This window comes from Desulfogranum japonicum DSM 18378 (assembly GCF_000429945.1).
In the GTDB taxonomy this organism is placed as follows: Bacteria; Desulfobacterota; Desulfobulbia; order Desulfobulbales; family Desulfobulbaceae; genus Desulfogranum; species Desulfogranum japonicum.
On the sequence record NZ_AUCV01000058.1, the window covers coordinates 1 to 20,409 of the forward strand.

At 45.3% G+C, this 20,409-nt stretch carries 9 protein-coding genes; 7 read left to right on the forward strand and 2 right to left on the reverse strand.

Annotation, left to right across the window (positions count from 1 at the left end; genetic code table 11):
- Positions 1–134: 134 nt before the first annotated feature.
- A complete protein-coding gene (locus tag G493_RS34675) occupies positions 135–266 on the reverse strand; it encodes a hypothetical protein (RefSeq protein WP_269746329.1) in 132 nt (43 codons plus the stop codon).
- Between G493_RS34675 and G493_RS0119965 the strand changes: the two genes are divergently transcribed.
- From G493_RS0119965 to G493_RS0119995, 6 genes are all read left to right on the forward strand, one after another.
- A complete protein-coding gene (locus G493_RS0119965) occupies positions 260–961 on the forward strand; it encodes an ABC transporter ATP-binding protein (RefSeq protein ID WP_028581810.1) in 702 nt (233 codons plus the stop codon). The two genes, G493_RS34675 and G493_RS0119965, sit on opposite strands and share 7 nt — an antisense overlap.
- A complete protein-coding gene (locus tag G493_RS0119970) occupies positions 954–2,198 on the forward strand; it encodes an ABC transporter permease (RefSeq protein WP_028581811.1) in 1,245 nt (414 codons plus the stop codon). The genes G493_RS0119965 and G493_RS0119970 overlap by 8 nt, the downstream gene beginning before the upstream one ends.
- 92 nt (positions 2,199–2,290) lie before the next feature.
- A complete protein-coding gene (locus G493_RS0119975) occupies positions 2,291–3,013 on the forward strand; it encodes an outer membrane lipoprotein-sorting protein (protein ID WP_408608818.1) in 723 nt (240 codons plus the stop codon).
- Positions 3,010–4,335: a hypothetical protein gene (locus tag G493_RS0119980; protein WP_035275345.1), complete on the forward strand. Its 1,326-nt coding sequence runs from the start codon at positions 3,010–3,012 to the stop codon at positions 4,333–4,335. The genes G493_RS0119975 and G493_RS0119980 overlap by 4 nt, the downstream gene beginning before the upstream one ends.
- Before the next feature lie 546 nt (positions 4,336–4,881).
- Positions 4,882–10,020 (forward strand): RHS repeat-associated core domain-containing protein, encoded by a 5,139-nt coding sequence (locus G493_RS0119990; RefSeq protein ID WP_205623728.1) that lies wholly within the window; start codon positions 4,882–4,884, stop codon positions 10,018–10,020.
- A gap of 37 nt (positions 10,021–10,057) precedes the next feature.
- A complete protein-coding gene (locus tag G493_RS0119995) occupies positions 10,058–18,004 on the forward strand; it encodes a fibronectin type III domain-containing protein (protein WP_028581815.1) in 7,947 nt (2,648 codons plus the stop codon).
- A gap of 167 nt (positions 18,005–18,171) precedes the next feature.
- On the opposite strand, the gene G493_RS0120000 is transcribed toward G493_RS0119995, so the two are convergent.
- Positions 18,172–19,134, reverse strand: coding sequence for a PAS and helix-turn-helix domain-containing protein (locus tag G493_RS0120000; RefSeq protein ID WP_028581816.1), 963 nt, complete (start codon positions 19,132–19,134; stop codon positions 18,172–18,174).
- Between the two features lie 470 nt (positions 19,135–19,604).
- On the opposite strand from G493_RS0120000, the gene G493_RS0120010 reads away from it, so the two are divergent.
- The gene (locus G493_RS0120010; protein WP_028581817.1) at positions 19,605–20,408 is read left to right on the forward strand and encodes a TIM barrel protein; all 804 of its coding nucleotides are present in this window, start codon (positions 19,605–19,607) and stop codon (positions 20,406–20,408) included.
- Position 20,409 lies beyond the last annotated feature (1 nt).

Consider the following 20,409-nt stretch of genomic DNA (forward strand, 5'->3'; position numbering starts at 1 on the left):
TGTTGATATTGCGTAATATATTTATATTTCCGACTCAAGATAGGCACAGAAAATGAACCGCTTTTTAATAGTCATTCTCATATAAAAACGTTTCCCATGTTTACGGTTTAGCTTTTAACCTTGCCGCACAATTTTCAGGAAACTTCAGCTATCAATTCTATGCCTGTGGGAATTTTTGAGTGTGCTTTGGAGGCATCGTTGACCTGTTTTGCATCGACATTTTCATCTATGGCCAGGTACTCATCCAGGTGGAGCGTATATGACACTTGTAACAGCTGCGAATCTGCAAAAAACGTATTGTTCAGGAGATGTTCCGGTCAAAGCCATCAGGGGAGTGGATTTCGTGATTCAGGAAGCTTCTTTTGTCTCTTTTGTCGGTCCTTCAGGGAGCGGTAAGAGTACTTTGCTGAATATGATCGGGTGTCTTGATAAGCCTACGAGTGGCCGGCTTGAGGTGGCAGGTCGGGAAGTAAACCGTCTGGATCGTCGTGAAGCTGCACGATTCAGGGGCGAGAATATTGGTTTTATCTTCCAGGATTTCAATCTTATACCTGTTCTCACAGTTTTTGAGAATATTGAATACCCATTACAGATGGTGCAGGAATGGCCAGCATCCAGACGCAGGCCACAGGTTGAAAAAATGTTGGCTGCAGTGGGGATGGCTGAACAGGCCAGGAAGTATCCACACCAGATTTCAGGCGGCCAGAAGCAGCGGGTTGCTGTGGCTAGAGCCCTTGTGACACATGCAAAACTCGTGCTGGCCGATGAGCCTACGGCTAATTTGGATCGGGAGACCGCCCTGAAGATTATCGGTTTGATGAAGCAGATGCGGGATGATTTCGGAACAACCTTTGTTTTTTCCACCCATGATCCCAAAATTGTGGCCAATGCTGAGACCGTTTTCACTCTGGAAGACGGCAAGGTTGTGACCAGAGACAATAAGGAGGCTGGCAATGTTTAATATTATCAAAATCGCTGCCAGAAACCTTAGGCGTTACAAACGCAGAACTCTGCTAACCTCCATGCTTATCACTCTGGGGGTGGTGGCTGTGGTGCTCTTTATATCGGTTTCCGGTTCTTTCAAGGCAATGATGATCGGCCAGGTAACAGATTCCATGCTTGGTCACCTGCAGATACACCGCAAAGGATATGTCTCTTCCATAGACAGTCTCCCGCTCAATCGCAATCTTAACCCGAAACAGGTTGCCAAGGTAAAGGAGTTGCTTGATGACAACCCCAATGTCGAAGCGTACTCACCCAGAATCAAACTTGGTGCCATGTTCAGTAACTATACTGAAACCACTAATATTAGGCTCAATGCCGTAAAGCCTGAATTAGAAATGCGGACAGCGCCTCTACTTCAGGATCGGATTATTCAAGGGGACAAAGAAGGCTTGCTCAAAAAAGGAGATATTCTGGTTCCGGAACTCATAGCTAAGGGAATGAAAGTAAAGGTGGGTGACGGCATTGTCCTGGTGGCTACCAACAAAGATGGGTCTGTCAACGGTCAGGCGTTCACCGTGAGGGGAATATTGGAAGGTATATCCGGGCCAGGCGGTAGAGACGGGTTTATTCACCTTGACGATGCCAGAACCTTGCTGCGCATGGAAAATAAGGAAATCAGCGAAATTGCCGTACGCCTGAAAGATATGGATTCGCTTGATCAAGTGTTTGCGCAACTCAAGGCAAGCCTTGGTGGAATCAGGAATAAAAAGGACCAACCTGTGTTTGAGGTGCACACCTGGGAAAAACTTTCTCCTTTCTCCAATATAGCCCGTATGATCGATTTAATGACCTTGTTCATCAAGATTATGCTGGTTGCCATTGTGCTGGTCTCCATCATGAACGTCATGGTCATGGCTGTGTATGAGCGTATCAACGAAATCGGTACCATAGCTGCCATTGGCACCAGTCCGGGGAGAATCCTCTGGCTTTTTCTCACTGAAGGTTTATTGCTAGGAGTGTTTGGCACCCTGATCGGTATACTGGTGAGTTTGCTGTGTATCTGGGCAATGAATCTGGTCAAGATCAGCTTTGACTTCGGCAGGCAGCAAGGACTGATACTGGAGCCTTCCATACAGATGGGCGACCTGCTGATGATTGCAGGGATTGTAATTGGCATTGCTGTTATCGGCAGCCTGCAGCCTGCCTGGAAAGCCTCGAAGATGGACCCTATTGATGCGTTGCGCCATGTATAATCTTGTACTCATCTGGAAATGGTATTGAAGGTGTCGTTTCTGGATGAAGAGTCGATAAGGAGAAGAAAATGAAAAGAATTCAAATTCTGCTTATGAGTACAGCGTATTTTTTGCTGGTATATGCCGGGATCGCTGTAGCCATGGAGCCGAACGAGATATTGCAACAGGTGGATGCAAGAATGCAGCCCAGATCCTATGAAATGTACCGCAAGCTCATTAATGTGGAACCCGATGGCACGTCTAAAGAGTTTGTCCTCTATACTGTAAAAAAAGGACAGGACAAGATGGTGGCCCTGTTTATTTCACCTGCCTCTGAGAAAGGCCGCGCAACTCTGCGTTTGGGAGAAAACATGTGGCTCTATATTCCCAACGTGGGGAAACCGCTGCGCATTACCAGTCTCCAGTCAGTGGTTGGAGGCGTGTTTAATAATTCCGATATTTTGCGGCTTGATTTCAGTGCCGAGTATGATGCCCTGGGTATGAACGAGGAGGGAGAACAGTATGTGCTGGAACTGAAGGCAAAAAATGGCTCTGTGGCCTATGATCATCTTAAGATGACCGTTGATGCCAAGAGTCTGCTGCCTCTGGATATCGAGTGCTATGCAGCAAGTGGCATGCTGATTAAAACATTGCATTACAGCAAGATAAAGGATTTTGGCAATGGAATGGTCAGGCCTTCCATGCTGGAGACTGACAGTCCGTTGTATAAAGGCTATAAATCTGTGATGTTGTTTGCTAAAATGCAGGAGCGGGAACTGGCGGACGAGGTGTTTACCCTGAATTACATGTCAAAGGTTGATGAGCTGCGTCAATGACGTTATTGCAGCGTTTGCTCAGAGGATGGTCACTGGACGTTTGGATGGCCACGCTCATGATTCTGCTCACGTGCTCTGGTGTTTCGGCAGATGATGAGTTCAGTTTTGACGTGGAGGAATTTGAGAAAAAGGCGTTGCAGGCTGGCGGATATGTGGAAGCCAAATGGGAACATATCAATCGTAATGAACAGGGAGCCATTTCCTGGTTAGGCTTGGATGATGATCCCGGCAATACCCTGGATCGTCTGGGAGCGCTGCTCCAATTGAACGGTTCCTATACCAGGGAAAAGCTCTCCCTGTATTGGCTGCTCCAGGGATCGGAAACTTGGCAGGATGATGAGTGGCTGGATACTGTGGATGCCTTTGAGGCATATGTCACCTTCAAGTCCAGTGCCAATGGAAGTGGATCCCTGGGAAAGAAATCATATAAATGGGGCAAGGGATATGCCTGGAATCCTGTGGGGTTTATCAATAGATCTAAAGATCCGAATAACCCCGATGAAGCTCTGGAAGGGTATATTACAGCAGAAACCGAGTTTATCAAAAGTTTCAGCGGAAACCTCCAGAACTTGGCCCTTACCACAGTCCTACTGCCGGTAACCGAAGACGTTAACGATGATTTCGGCCAGGCCAACAATATGAATCTGGCTGCCAGGCTCTATCTGCTATATCTGGATACGGACCTGGACTTCATACTGTACACAGGTAATGCGCGTTCTACCAGGTTTGGCTTTGACGTATCACGCAATATCACCCCCAGTTTTGAAGTGCACGGTGAGTATGCTTTTTTCCCAAATTTTGAGAAGGTGTACCTGGGAGAAGAGGGGAACTCATACAGGGAAAAAGATTCAGAACATTCTCTGCTTCTCGGAATTCGTCATCTTACCGAATTCAACCTGACATCCATACTGGAGTATTATCATAATGGAACCGGTTACAGTGATGACGAGCTGGAAGAATTTTATTCCCTTGTCAGTCAGGGGGCAATTCAATACGCTCAGTCTGGCCAGGATACCCTACTGCAAAAGGCCCAAAAGCTTGGGCAGCAGGGCTATACGAAACCCTATCTTGGCAGGGATTATCTCTATGCCAGGTTTTCACTTAAAGAGCCATGGGATATTCTCTATTTTACTCCAGCCCTTACCACCATATATAACCTGAACGACCAAAGTTACTCCATCACACCTGAGATTTTGTATACAGGATTGACAAACTGGGAAATCCGGCTACGTTTCTCGCTGTTACAAGGCAGGAGTTCCACCGAGTACGGTGAAAAATTGAACCAGAATAAAGTGGAATTACGTGTGCGGTATTTTTTTTAGGGTCGCGGAAAATAATACATATCCAAAAATTGCGTAGGGTATCGGTTTGGTAATGTCGTCGCGTCAAAGACTCAATACGGCCGACATGGAAACGTTGACGCGATGACATTACCTAGTTGAGAGATAAGCAAGATTGGATAAGGTATTTTTTTTCGTGACCCTTAATGTTTTCATATCTTGAACAGTGTAATAGCCTTCCGGTCTTTCATCATTCGAAGAAATTGCTCTTTATCTCTTCTGTCTTCTTCAATTAGATTCTCGTCTTTTTTCATTCATTAGCTTGTGATTGGTGTTTGGCAACTTTGTTTTTCTTAACAATATTAATTGAATAGTTGCATAAAATGAAGTTGGTACGCGTTTTTTGCACGTATTAAATACGTAATAATTCCGCGTTGTCTCAGATAGGTGAAGCCTATATCATCATGTTATACGTCACGATGATCAGTTGTATCCCAGTCATTTTTAACAGTGATAGAGGTAAACTAGACACCTATGAGAAAAGAATTCTTTTCCTGCCCTTACTTGCTATTTGTGGCCTGCATATTCTTGGCCTGTTCGATCTTTGCAAGTGTCAGTGTAGCAGCAGTTATTCAACCGGAAGCCATTGATTTTGGTCCAACCGCCTCAGGGGCAACAACCCCTGCCTATACAGTGCAGGTGTATAATCCCCTGGATGATGCCATAACCTTGGGTCAGGTCTCGATGACAGGGAGTTATAGCCACTATGTGTTGAGTAACGATACCTGCTCCTTAACCAGTTTGAATTCTCACAGCCAGTGCAGTTTTCAGGTAGCCTTCAAGCCATTGGCGGCTGGCCCTTTATATGTAACAGTAGAGGTGCCCAGTAATAATCAACGTTTTGGTACGGGCGAGGTCTTTCTGAAAGGATTTGGAGGAATCAGCGGAACCAGTCTGGATAGTATTGACCTGGGGTATTTAAACGGCAAAACGGTTGGTGGTGATTTCGTACTCCTTGGAGCCTATTCCATTCCTCCAACGCTTGAGCTTTCCAATATGGTTGCAGGCAAGGCGTATCTCATGGTGGACGGAGCGATGAAGGCCCAGGCGAGAACAGCTTTTCATCCAATGACCTATGATTTTGCTCTCTCTTACCTGTTGTGGCAAACTCCGTCTGGAACCCCGATAACCCAGTGGAGTCAAGTTTTGCCGGCCACAGGGACCCATTCGCTACGCATAGCTGCTGTGATGCGGGACAGTAGCCTGAAACAGAGTGACGCCGTTACTGTGAGTCTGCAGTCAAGCCTGCAGGTCAGCGCGTCTACTCCTAACCAGACATTTCCTGTAACTGGCAAAGATATTGACGTCGATTTTGTCGGAGGTGCCACAGGTGGAACACCTGGTTATGTCTACAAATGGTACCAAAGCCACACTTTCATTGACGGGGAGGGCGATCTCCTCTTTTCAAGCAGTCAAAATGCCACCGACACTCTGGGCACCAACAGGCTTGATTCAGGTTTAACTGCCGTTGTGCTCCAGGTTGCAGATCAGAATAACAGGTTGGCCTATAAGAAACTTAATTTGGTGATCGACCGACCCCAGGAAGGGGGGAGCAACGGAACCCTTGTGCGTAATGTCAACGTGGCCAACGGAAACCTGCACCTGGAAGCAACCGATATGACCATTGGTGGCAAAGGTCTGGGGTTTTCATTATCCAGAAGTTACGACTCCTTTCCCTCTGGCTGGGAATCTGAAGGGCGAAGATGGCTGTTTAATGTGGAGCAGAAAGTCATTACCAATCTCAGTGGGGTTGACAAGGGTGCCAGGGAAGTGCAGGTCAGGAAAGAGGGAGGGGCAGTAGCCCAATATTTTAAGGATGACGATGGCGCCTGGTACACGCTGAATGCCGGAAATTTCGACAAATTGGTTGAACATGGGGATGGGTCTTTCACCCTTTATACCACAGGGCAGATTGTTTTTGAATACGATTCTCCCGACAGTTATGGCGATTGCCGTCTTCTTGCCATTAAGGATCGCGCAGGAAATACCCTGGCATTGAACTATACAGGTTCTGAACTCACCAGTGTTACAGACACCAACGACCGTACCATTACCTTCACTTACACAGATGGCTTGCTCACCGAGGTCCGCGATTTCACTGATCGGTATGTCAGCTATAGGTATGATGCTGAAGGTAATCTCATTTCCTTTCGTAATCTCAACGGAAACACAACTGCATATCACTACAACACTGGGGCAAGCACCCCTTATGAGAGAAAGCTCTTAACCGGTATTACCGACCCTCGTGGAAACGATCCTATGACGCTGGTGTATGATTCAAAAGATCGGGTTTCCACTCTTGAAGACGCACTCGGATATATAACCAAATTTGTCTACGCCAAACTGGATGGTGCAGAAGGCACAGTGGTTGTTATGCCAATCCCACGAAGTTCCCTTGGCTTTAAACTCGACACTGCCAGGTCTCAGGTAACGGAAAAGATAGACTATTTTGACTGGCAAGCATCCCTGGCTGAAAAGGTGACATCGTATACGTATCCAGTTGTCGTTGAAGCCCAAAATGTTGCTACCAAACAACTAGCCACAGAAGTGAAGAATCGTTTGGGTCAGACCGTTGAAGCTACCTATGACAGCAATGGACGAGGTTTGATCAGTACGGTTCTTGATAATATGCAGCGCCAGGAACCAACAGCTCTTCAGAAAAAAATGGTCATGATGTGGGAGACGGAAAATGATACCGGCAATGGGCAGGTTAATCTCAGCCAGTTAACATCTGTCACTGATCTTGCTGAGGGGACCATCAGTTTTGAATATGATGATGCTGGGAATCCTACTCGAGTCGTTAATGCCCTTGGCCATGAGTCGTTGAGCTCGTATTTGCCTGAAAACAAGACGTTGCTGCAATCCAACACTGATGCGGAGGGGAATATAACTGCATTTGCGTATGATGCGGATGGAAACCTCTCGTCCGTTACAGATGCTGCTGGTTTTGCCGCGAGTTCGACATATGATCAGTTGGGCAGGGTTGCAACCCGCACAGACAGACGAGGTAACACCACTAGTTACAACTATGATGATCTTGGCAATGTCACTCGTACTACCGATCAGAGAAATAATTATACATTCATGACCTATGATGGGAATTCTAACCTTATTACCAGAACCGATAAAAGAGGTAACACTACGACCTATGGGTATGATGCAGCCGATCGCCTGATCACAACTACGGTTACTGTGGATGCAACTCCATATACTACCATCAATTCCTATGATGCATTGGGCAGGTTAGTTAGTCTGACTAATGCTAAAGGACATACCACCACCTACACTTACGATGAGAGAGGGAGGCGAATTGAAACCGTTGACGGTGCTGGAGTGCGACGTGCCTATGAATATGACGCTGTTGGTAACATGACGTCCATGACCGGACCAAACAGGGCAGATACCAAGACAAGAATGGTCTATGACGACCTGAACCGTCTGATACGCAAGCGAGATCATGTTGGACATGTGACGCAATATGAGTATGACATTAACGGCAGGATCAATAAGCGCATAGATGCCAACGGCAACGCTACAACTTATAGCTATGATGCCGTAGGTCGGCTTGTGTCCGTCGTTGATGGTGAAGGGAATGAAACTACGGCAACCTATGATCGCAACGGCAACCTCTCCACAGTAACAGATCCTAACGGGAATACCACGACCTACCAATATGATGCTCTGAACCGGGTTGTTCTCATGGAGAATCCTGAAGGGCATCAGTGGGAATATAACTATTATCGAAACGGTTTGATTAATCGGTCTACCTTTCCAGATGGTACGAGCATTAAGCGGGATTACGACAATCTCAATCGACTGAAAGAGGTGCTGTATAAGGATGCTGCCAATGTCACCGTTGAGACCATTTTGTATGATTACGATGAAAATGGGAATCGCATTTCAATGAGTGACAGTTCTGGCACCACAACCTACACCTATGACGAACTCAACCGTCTGGCCACTATTGTGGATAGTTTCGGTCAGCAAGTTAGGTATACATATGATGGTGTTGGCAATATTACCTCTGTAACCTACCCGGGAAATAAAGTCGTCTCTTACACCTATGATGAGGGAGAGAGGATGCATACGGTAACTGACTGGTTGAGTGGAGTCACTACCTATGACTACAATGGAGCTGGAGCAATTAACAGCATCATCCATAGGAATGGTACAAAAACAGAGCTGAAGTATTTAGAATCGGGATTTTTAAAAAGCTACAAAAATCTGCACGCAGATGGTTCTGTTATTTCCAGCCACACCTTTACCCGTGACAACAATGGCAACCCCATAGAGGTGGATACGGAATTACCCCTCTTGCCGCAGTTAATGTCACGGACCTCACAGTTTACCTATGATACTGCCAACAGGATTCTTACCAAGGATCAAACAGAATATACCCATGATACACCTGGCCGGTTGATTGCTGAAACGTGCAACGGTCAGGACACCACATATACTTACAATCATCTTGATTTAATTACCAGTATCACTAACCAGTACGGTACAGAGTCGATGACGTATAACGGTAATGGAGAGCGTATTTCCCGAACCGCACATGGCAATACCATGCGCTATGTACTTGATCCAAATCGCGGTTTGACCAAGGTGTTAGCAGAAGCAGATGATAGTAATGTCATCCAATACTACTACATTTATGGTCATGGATTGCTTACCCAGATTGGAGCAGATGACAGTGTCCGGACCTATCATTTCGATCCTACAGGGCATACCCTTGCCTTGACTGATGATAACGAAACCGTGACTGATAAATACGCCTATTCCGCATATGGGGAGACTTCTTGTCTGGCCATAAATCATAATCCTTTTCGGTATGTAGGACGTGAAGGCGTTATGGATGATGAAAATGGGCTTTTGTATATGAGAGCGAGATATTATCTGAAAGAAATAAACAAATTTATGAGTTTGGATCCGGTTTCAGGACACGTTGGTTTACCACAAAGTTTGAATATGTATGCATATGTTAATAATAATCCTATGGTAGCGATTGATCCTAGTGGAAAAACTTTAGAAAATATAATGAGTTTTTCTGATCAAATAGTTAAAGATTCAAAAAATATTGTTAAATATCTAAAAATTTATAAAGATGAGTCTAGACATAAAAAAGTAAGAGAGCATGCAAAAGAGAAGATTGATGAAATAGTTAAAAAATATCATATGTATGATGAAAATTTTAAATTAGATTATAGGTTGCTTGATATTGAATCTACAGAATATGATATTGGTGGGAAATTAAATGGAGCTGTAATTGGTTATGATACTGATTATATTGATAGTAATATTGGCAGTGCTGAAGTCGCTGCTGGTATAAACGTAGATGGTTCTCAGGGGGGGGGTTATATTTCTGCTCAAGTTAATGCCGTTGAAATTGTAACAGAAGATATTCCTTTAGGGCCTTTGGGATCTGTTCAAGTTGGGGGATCTGCCGGAGGTGGAGTTGCTGCCGGAATTGATTATGATTTTGATTCTGGGACAACGAAGACAACTATTAGTGTTAGTGGTTTAACTGGATCGTATACTACTCCGTCGAATGATGATGTTAAAACGCTAAATAAAGCTGCTGGCGGATTTGTCTGTGGGCTATTCGGTATTTTTGTGGATGACACAAGTAATCTGTCAACATGTCGAATGGCCGAGAGAGGGTATTGATTTTTAGTTTGGTATTGTTAGAACATTAGGATATATAATGAAAAAACGAATTGTGATATATGCTTTTATTGTAGAGTTGCTGTCTTTGAATATAGCTCTATCCAGTGTTGTTACGTTAAACTCGAATTTATATGACTCTAATGATAGGTTGTTGGAAGAAGTCGTTCATAATACTTTTGGCTATTCTGTTTCTATCAAGTATACTTACGACAAATCTGGTAATATCCTTTTCGAAACTAAAAAAAATGATGATTTATTTATAGCCGACACCGATTTTGACCACATCTCTGATAGCTGGGAAAACTACTACTTCTCCAACCTCACCACAGCCTCCCTTACATCTGACTATGATAACGACAAATACTCAGACTACTGGGAATATCAAAACTGGCGAGCCCATGTGCTCGACCCAAACGGTAATCCTTTTAATCCTTTAGTCGCTAATGCTCCCAATGGTAGGGGCTATGAGCTTGACGCCTCTTCCTATCCACCTGAGAATGTAACAAATCCTTCCCCTGCAGATGGCGCGCAATTCATAGCACGATCTCCTACCTTTTCCTGGACAGCCTCTGCGCAAGCAGAATCATATAAACTCTACCTGGGCCAAAGCAGTCAGTTATCAGCTACTGAGCTGGTATATGATAACACAACAACCAGCTATGCTCTAGGGAGTACTCTTATTGAGGCTACGAAGTATTACTGGCGGGTTGATGCTTGTAAAGACAGTGGCACAAACTGCAGTATTGGCAATACCTGGAGCTTTCGAACTGAAGGGGGTACCCAGGGGAGTCCGGATCAGGTAACGGTAGCAGTACCCGCAGACGGCGCTGAAGGTCAGGGGCTTGATACGGATCTTACCTGGCAGGGAGTAGAAGGAGCAACTGCATACAATATCTATTTTGGCACCAGCAGTACGCCGCAATGGGTGAAACGGCAAGGCGCAGTCCCTGGTGAAAACAGTTATTCGGTTTCCGGGCTGACATCCAGCACTGTCTATTACTGGCGTATTGATGCTGTAAATGGCTATGGCCAGACCCTGGGAACTGTTTGGCAGTTCAAAACAGGCAGCAACAGCAGCAGTAACGAGCCTTTGATTGCAGAAAACCTCTGGTTTACTCCCGGGGATATCTACGCCCATCCTGATGACTCTGTCAAAACCAGGGTGTTTGAAGCAAGCTGCGATATCAGCAACCGTGGAACATCCAGTGAATATATTGAACAGATAGCGCTGGGTATATTTTACCCTGGTATTGATGGGCTCAATATTATTAATCTGTACAACCCTGATACTTGGGAACCGCGCTACCTGAGCAACTTTACCTTACCTGCTGACAGCACTGTCAGCTTTCCTCTCTCAGTAGGTTCCCTGAAGGCAGCGGGTACCTATGTGCTTAGAGTGAATATCATGCAGAATGGGGTTTGGCGCGCCATTGGCTCCAAGGTTTTTGAGGTTTTACCCGAGCCGGCAGAGCCACCCATGGCTAATGCACCATTTCCGGAAAGCGGCATGACTAATGTTCCCTGGGATGTGACCTTTACCTGGTCCAATACGGGTAGCGTCTATCCGGCTGGTAATTCCACTCCCCCGTACGTTGTCTATCTGGGGACAGATTCGAATTTTTCAGCAGGTGATTATGTGGCAACGCCCGGTTATCCACAGTATAAGCCATCTCAGCTTACCCCTGGAACAAAGTATTATTGGCGTGTCGTATCGCTTGGGCCTACAGGACAGACCTTAGGACCGCTCTGGTCCTTTACCACCATGCCTGAGAGCACGGAGCCATCAGGACAGATGTCAGTACAGTTTAATGGTGGGAGTAATACCTTTACTGCAAGCTATACGGTGAATACCAATACTGAACAGGCGCAGATCTATTACTCCTATGATAGCGGTGCAACCTGGAATAAAATCTATGATAAATATATTTCTACCATTCGCAGCAGTAGCCCTGACTTGACCCTGCCCGATGTTGAAAGTCACACAACAGTACAATTCTTTCTACGCACCATTCGCAATAGCGGTACTGCTGCCACTGCTGATACCACACCTATACGGGTAGGATATTCTATAACGGAAGAGAAAGAAGCACCCATCGAGCCATCGCTCTTTACCCTGGGAAGCCCTTCCATATCTAATGCAGTCACCATCAGGTGGCTCAAGGTCTTGGATTCTACCTACACGGACACAATAACCAACTATGAGTTGCAATATGGCACATCCAGCTCATTTGCCAACCCTGCGAGAAAAATGCTTGGTAATCCTGCGGTGGGCGGAAACCTCTACGAAACTCTCAGTTGCCCGATCAGTAACCTGGCTGATGGAAACACCTATTACTTCAGGATACGGGCGACCAATCAGGATGGGTTGACAAGCGACTGGAGTAATACGGTCTCAACAACCATAGAAATTAACGATGCCCCTTCAATTGATTCTACATATCAGGAGCCTGCAAACGGCTCAACTGATGTTTCTAAGGAACCGGTACTGCGTTGGAGAGGTTTAGACCCGGAGAACGACAGTCTCTACTATGGTGTCCGATTTGGTACATCTCCTGACAATTTGGATTCTCTTGTTTCCATCAATGATCTTGACCGTCGAGATGAAACGACTCTGGCATTGCCTTACAGCTGGCAAAACCGTCTGCTCCCAGGGACAACGTATTATTGGCAGGTAATTACAAGAGAACAGGGACACTATATTGATACCTATGGTGGCACATACCCTTCTTCCCCGGTCTGGTCATTCACAACTGAAAATACAGGACCGGATCCTGCTATTGTTGCTGTCAACAGGGTAGGAGAGATCAAGCCAGATAGTTCCGTGCTATTTCAAGTAACGGTCAGGAATGATGGTTCAGAATCTGTCGGGTCCCTGGCTATCGGATCTTCATATATCAAAGGGGGAACCGAAACTCCGTTTCGCATTGGTAGTGGTTCTACAGGTGTAACCCTGGCTCCTGGTGAAGAAACCACTGTTGATATCTCGGTGCAATTCCAGAATGAAGTGATCACGCAGGATGGTATTGAGTATGATAACGTATTGGTAGCAGGCGAGAGCATTGTACAATTCTCTTTTAAATCATGGAATGAAAATGATATCAATACAGCCAATAATAGCCAGCAGATAGCCATTAGTTACACCAATCCTGGAGGACCGGTTATCTCGCTCTTTGATCTCAGGGAGCATGAAAGTCTTTACTATGCACCGGCTGATTTTTGGGTGCGTACAGGAAAAGCCCTGCAGATTGTTGTGGTGGCCGAAGACGATACCCGCATTGTCAGAGGAACCATCGAGTTCAGAAAAAGCAGTAGCGACAGTTGGGTATTTCTGTACGATGGAACAAACAATAGCAGCGTGTGGAGTTTTACAGATGATGGTTGTCTGCAGGGTTCACAGGTGAAAAACAACAGTGTGCTGGAATGGGTTCCATCTGGTGCTGAAGTAACGGATACGGCTGAGATGCGGCTCCAGCTATGGGATGAGAATGATGAGACGACTCTGGTTACATCGTCAACTTTTTCCATTGTTTCCGGAGAACTCACGGCTTCTATTCAACCCGCTGATTCGGTGTTTAACGTGGGGCAGAATATCAGCTGGAATGTGAGCTGGAGCGGTGGAGTGCCTGTTGTTGCCAGGGAAATATGGCTTCGCTCTGGTGCACGCATGGAACAGCTGGTTGATGAATATGATGCAGGCGGGCTTTCTTTGACAAGCCCGGAGACCGTAACACTGCCGGATAATAATAGTCTTGCCAGTCAAAATTGTACGCTGGAAATGACTATTACCGATGCTTCTGATAATGTCCAGAAGGTCGTTTCCAACAGCTTTCAAATTCAGGATAACCAGGAACTACCAGCTCCTTTTAATGCGGCAATTACGCTGTATGATGATGAATTTACCTTTCCTGCAGGTTCTATCAGGCAATCCCAGGAACGGACAGTTGAATTTGTAAAGCTTGATAGCGGTAATAATGTGCATGCTATAGTACGCCATGAATACCATTATATTGAGAATACAGAATCAGGTGTCGCTGAAGATCTGGAGATTTTTGAGCAAAACTATTACTACGTGGTGTATTCACCTCTCAGCCAAACCCTGTCGGCTAAAATCCTGGTGTGCGAAAACCCGCTTGAGGTTGTCGCATTTGATCTTTTAGACGATATCCCCTATGTCTTGCTTAAAGATCATAGAGAGACTCTATCTTATACCTATCTTGACTCTGGTAGCTTTGTCATCCCCAAGGTGGTTGAAAATGAAGAGGTTCCGATGCTGAATGGGAGCCTTTCTGAAGTTGAATCCATGGGTACTGGTGATTTTGCCTGGGTAAAGACCGGGACCTATGCTTATCTTTCCGGCGAGATCTGGTCGTTAGATATTCCGGCCAGTACTATCACCAAACGTACTTTCACTGCCGGTAATTATGGCGGAGGACAGGCTGTGACTGTCACCAACAATGCCGGCAATGTTGAATGTGATGTGGTTCAACCAGCGATTGTGTCTGATACCATCTATTGCATTGAACAAGGTGGCGAATACCTCATTGAGGTGGATACGGCCAGTCTTGTTGTAGAAAAGTATGCCTTGCCTTTCTCTGCTGGATCCACTGATGCTGAGTTGAATAAAACAGCCCTGCTTTCATCGAACAGCACACTGTTTTTGTTTGGGAATGGCCATACCTATTCGTTTAACAGTTCAACAGGACTCTTCGTTGATAATGGGGAGATTGCATTTACCTTTGACAGTCAATCTTTCAGCGTGGCTTCGGTGTGGAATGATGTTTTCTGGCTGAGGACTGTTCAGACAGAGGCTGATGATATTCTTCTTGTACGATATAAGAGCTCTATTGGTAGAGACCCGTACAGTATCGCAACCCAGGAATTTCTTGATTTTAACAGTCAGACTACTACCTTTTCTCGCAATATTGTCGAGGATAAAAATGATGCCACTATAGGGAGTTTTTCTACCGTTGAGGGGAGCACTTTCCCCTTCGCTTACTATCCTTCTTTAGCATATATAGGTAACAATGTGGCTGTAGCTGTTTCGGCAGCAGGGGGACAGATAGACTCTGCCGGATTTTATGATTACCATGCTGGGTTGCAACTGATTAACCTGGTGACAGGAGATGTCTCGTTCGTGGACTACCTTCCTCTGGTGACAGCAGAAAACAGGCTCAGTCTCATTTATGAAAATGGCAGTTTGAATCTTCTGGCAAGCAATGAGGCAACAGGGCAGGACACCACCTACCTACTGGATATCTTAAACGCGACAGCTGGTCCCGTTCAGATCGAAGAGCCTAAACTACATGGCTTTAATGGCCAGATGTGGGCAACCTGGTCTAATGGCGTTCCCTTTGATGGTCGATGGGATGATGTCCATGCTGCATATCTGAGTAAGTCTTTGGAAAGAAATTTTCAATACAATCTCTCAACATATCCAACTGCCGCCGAATATATCGATCCCCAGATGTATCTGGGATACTCCGTTACTGCCAACGAGGGATATTTATCAACAAGTGACGGAACGCTGTGGGAATTGTATCCAGATTTCAGCCGTGGTGAAATGATTGCCGAATTGGCAGATAGCGATGGCTATGTTGAGATGGTTTTCACGGATGCACAGAATGCAGGCTGCTTTTACAAATGGCTTGGAGGTGGATTGTATTCTAATACCATAGTGGCTCCTGATGGAACATTAACAGCGTATCAAGTCCCTTCTCAATGGGCTGCAGTCGCAGTGCTTCCTGATAAAATCATTACTGCAGGTGCAGGATCAGGTAATTATAGCGGGGAGAATGTAGTCGTAAAATATGATCTTACCACCGATGATGAATTTGTGATTCCCTTTAGGAGCACTGGCGATACATATAACTACGAAAACCGGGTTGACATAAACCAGAATCAATATGTTGCCGTTGGCTGGGACAGATACCTTGCTCTAGCGGATTTTTCACAGGACATTGTCGCTCCAATAATCAGCATAACCAGTGCAGGGGGAGAGATAACACCTGGAACGGAAATAACTGTAGACTGGCAAGTGAGTGATAATCTCAGTCAACTTGACAGGGTTGAAATAGTTACTCAGTCCGGAGCAACTGAAAATCTCGTTACCACGATCACAGATTCCGCTGTTACCAGTTATTCTTTTACACTCTCAGGCGCTGTCGGAGAAAGCGTTACCGTGATGCTGGCCGCCTATGACACTGCCGGCAACGTTTCCTATGACACTGTTGTATTTGAACTTGTCCAGCCTGTAACTGTTATCAGTTTTTCTGTGGATAAGACAAATATCAATGTAGGAGATTCATTAGTTTTCAGTTGGTCTGTGGATACGTATTCACCGACAAGTACTTTTATAATCAGCGCCAGGCCGGTAGGTACCGCCGAGTGGCAAGTATTTGCCACGGTATCAGGGCAATTACAGGTAGAACAGGTGGTCAATCAATTCATCGGAGAGTATGAATTTCAGATTACCTCCTCAGGTGGCAGTGTTCTCCTCAGCCATGGTGTTGCAGTATTTGGAGAATTATTGCAGTTTGCGTATGAGCAATTTGCGCCGCAATCTCAGCTTAATGTACCAGCTGATGGCACTGAAGATTGTCGTGTTGGATTCAATTGGGCAGTCAGCGGTGTTTCTTCACCTGATGATATTCATTATTCGCTGTATCTCAGTACAGACGGAGCCTCAAGTTTTACCAAGGTACAGGAAACAGATACAATGCAGATCAATTACCTTTTTGATGGAGCATGTATTGATTTTTCATGGAAAATTGAAGCGGAATACCATGGCTCGTTGTATGTATCACAGGTTCGGGATATCACCGTGCAGTCAATACAGAGCCCAGCTATCAGTGATCTGGAAGTAACACATGGTACGTCTCCGGTGGTTGCCGTATCTTTTGTTTCAAATAGTGAAAGTGGTTTGTACCACGTGATGCGGCAGGATTCCTCCGGCTCAGGAGAAGAAATTGCACTTGTCGATATAGAGTCTGCTTCTCAAAATGGTGGTATCTGCGCAACGGGAATATGCACGGTAGAAGACACCACTACGGCATATGGGAATGTGTACACGTACTATATTGTATCGTCTTTAGCAGATAATTATTTCCCTGTCGGGGAATCTCGTCAGCTTGATTTAACAGGGAGCCAGACGTTGTCTGTAACTAATGGTTTAACGGTAAGTGCTTCCAGTCAGATTCTGACAGAGAATTCCTGTGTTTTAACCGTCATACCTGGACAGGGAAATGCTTTTTCTACATACGAAGTCCGGTTAGGTTTTGCGGGGGCAAGTCCAAGTCTTTACACTATTACTGCTGATACCTCGATTGTAATTGATGGGCTGGAGTACAATAACATCTATACTATATGGGTGTATGGACTGGATCCCTTTGGTAATCGTCTCACTTTGGCTCCTGCAAAGGTGACAGTGCAAACTCCTCAAGTACCTGTTGCCCCTAAACCCCATAATTTGAACGGTATTGTTGTCGGTGACCAAGTGCAGTTATACTGGGACAGCACTCTCCTGCAAGATATTGGGTTTATGGTGGAAAGAAAATTGTCCGAGGAAACCTCGTTCACAGAAATAGGGCAGAGTGGGGTTACCTCATTTGTGGACAGCGACGTACCTTCTATGGCCAGTTACCGGGTTCGAGGTATCACTGCTACAGGACTTTCAGAATATTCTGAAGTATATTTAGTACATGTAAATGGTATAAACGATATTGATCAGGATGGTATCGATGATGATTGGGAACGGTACTATTTTAATGACCTTGAAACAGCCAATCATACATCGGATTCTGATGGTGACGGATATTCAGATTTCAACGAATACATTAACTGGGATGGCGGCGTCTTTGATCCAGATGGTAAGATGTTTAACCCAACTGTTGCAAATATTCCTGGGGGAACCGGTTACTTGGAACAAAAGAGCAATATATTGTTATTGATGCTGCCTGTTTTAATAAATGCACAGGCTGGAAAATAGTACCAGCCTGTCTCTCTGTGTTCACAACTGTTTGGAAATACAGAAAAGATTTGTTAGCTGGTGGGTGATGATTATTGCCTGCCACTTGCTAGCTGTTTGATTCTTTGAGGTAATGTTGTTCGTTGGGCTAAATTGTAAGTGAAGAATGACGGGCTGAGCTGCGGTGTCTATTCAAGTGCCATTAATGTCACCATTAAATTCTGTTTTTTATCCATTCCCAGTTTGCGCCGGATGGACTGGCGATGTCCTTCAACGGTTCGTTCAGAGGAACGTAGTAATACTGCAATTTCCTTGGAGGTTTTACCTGCCCTGATGGCATTTGCCACTTTCATTTCCGTGGCTGTGAGAGGGTGTTGCATCAGCCTGAGGTTATGGTTCATCGAGGACGTGAGGTTGGCAAGCACTGTTTCAATCGTATCTAAAATATGCCGCTGTTGCCTGGATAGAGATGTGTCTGCCAACATTTCCAGAATAGGTAGCAGAGCACCGCTGAAATTGCTTATTGTTTGCTGTTCCAGTCTGTTTTTTTCTTTCTCCACTGAATGGAGAAGAGTCGTGAGACCAAGGTTTTTGGCTTCCAGTTCTTTTTGTTGTAACTGGAGTTCTCTGTCTCGTTCCCTGAGTTCCTGATTTAACCGTTCCAGATCATCAGTCCGTTTTGCCACACGTTCTTCCAGTTCAGAGTTTTGTTGGTGGAGCAACTGTTTTGCCCTATGCAGTTCTGTAACATCTCTGAAAAACCACACCCTGCCTCGCAGATCGTTTTTTTTGTCAAAAATTGGTGCTGAATAACGGTCAAATATGCGGCCATCAATGAGTGCCAATTCGTCATGGCTTTGTTCCGTTGGATTGGCCATCAGTGCTTCCACCCGGGCTAGAAACTGTTCCGGATTTCTTAGCTTATCGAGAACCGTTGCCAGTGATGCCTTGTCATCACGATTTTCCAGAATGTGGTGTGGAATATCCCACATTTCGACGAACCGCTGGTTAAAAGAAACCATCTGCCAGTTTTCGTTCACAACTAAAATGGCGTCTAGGGAAACTTCCTGCTGTGCGGTCAGGATGAGGTTGTTAAATTCTAGATCTTTGATGTACTGTCTGAGATTGTGATTTTTACGTTGATCTTCCATGTATGTTTTAACTGGATGGCAAATAGGCAAGAGGTGGATAACTCTTTTATTTATAGCATGATACAGACTGGTTATGACCGAGCGTGTTAGGGTACATAAGGGAGTATGTAGCTGTGAGTTGGAAAATTCAATCTGTTTTTTCTGATACAATGTAGCACACTTATGTCAGGTTTGTAAAACTAGTATCGCGATATGTTATTTGTTGTGTATTTTAAATTGAAATTTCCGATTTGACGAATAGGTGTTTTTGTGCAAATATTGGTGGCTGATGCACAAATTCAAAATTCCTGTACCTAAGCAGGAATGTATGTTGTACCCATCCAGAAATGATTTTTTGTCCCCATGGCTGCGTTATGCTCAACAGATGACCATCGGAGGTGAAAATATACCTCCATAGGGCTCATTGCTGAATGGGCACTATGCGGTAGTTCTTGTTCAGCGGTTATCCCTCAATATACAAAGGAAATTCCATGGCAGATTCTGATTCCCGTGGGGCACAAACAGCATATACTAATCCTTTCAGTGACATTACTCTGGCTGCGTCGACCCAGTGGCATGCTTTTCCAGCACGTTTTGACTGGCTTGCATCACATGGATTTGCCATGGAGTACACTCCGAACGGTGAAGCGCTCGAGGAGACTCCAAAACATCTTGCAGCGTATCTGGGCAAAAATATACCAGTCCGTCACCATGCTTTTTTCCCAGGATTCGAGCTAGGAGACGCAGATCAATCACAGGCTGAAAAAGCGTTGGCACTGCACAAACATTATCTGGATACAATAATCGGCAATGGCGAACAGGTGGTGACCGTACATGTGGGCCTTGTTCCGGATATTGCCCTTAACCATGAACGTGTGCAGAAAAACCTAAGTAATTTGGTTGAGTATGGGGCTACAAGAGGAGTTACAGTCTCTCTGGAAAACTTGCGCTTTGGCGCTACAAGTAATCCTGAAACGGTTATCCAGTGGGCAGGGGAAAGTGGAGCTTCCATCACCTTGGATGTAGGTCACGCGGTTTCCTGTGAGCGTGTGCAAGCCGGCGAACTCACAGTTCCGCATATTGTGGAGATGTTCAGCCATAAGCTTGAAGAAGTACATCTATATGAATACGAAACCGATACCCATTATGCACCGCATGACATGTCTGTTTTAGGACCCATTGTCGATGCTTTACTGCAGACAGACTGCAGGTGGTGGACCATAGAACTCACCGATGTTGAGGAAATCCTGACAACCAGAGAGCTTGTGCATCGTCATGTATTGGACCGCCACTAAA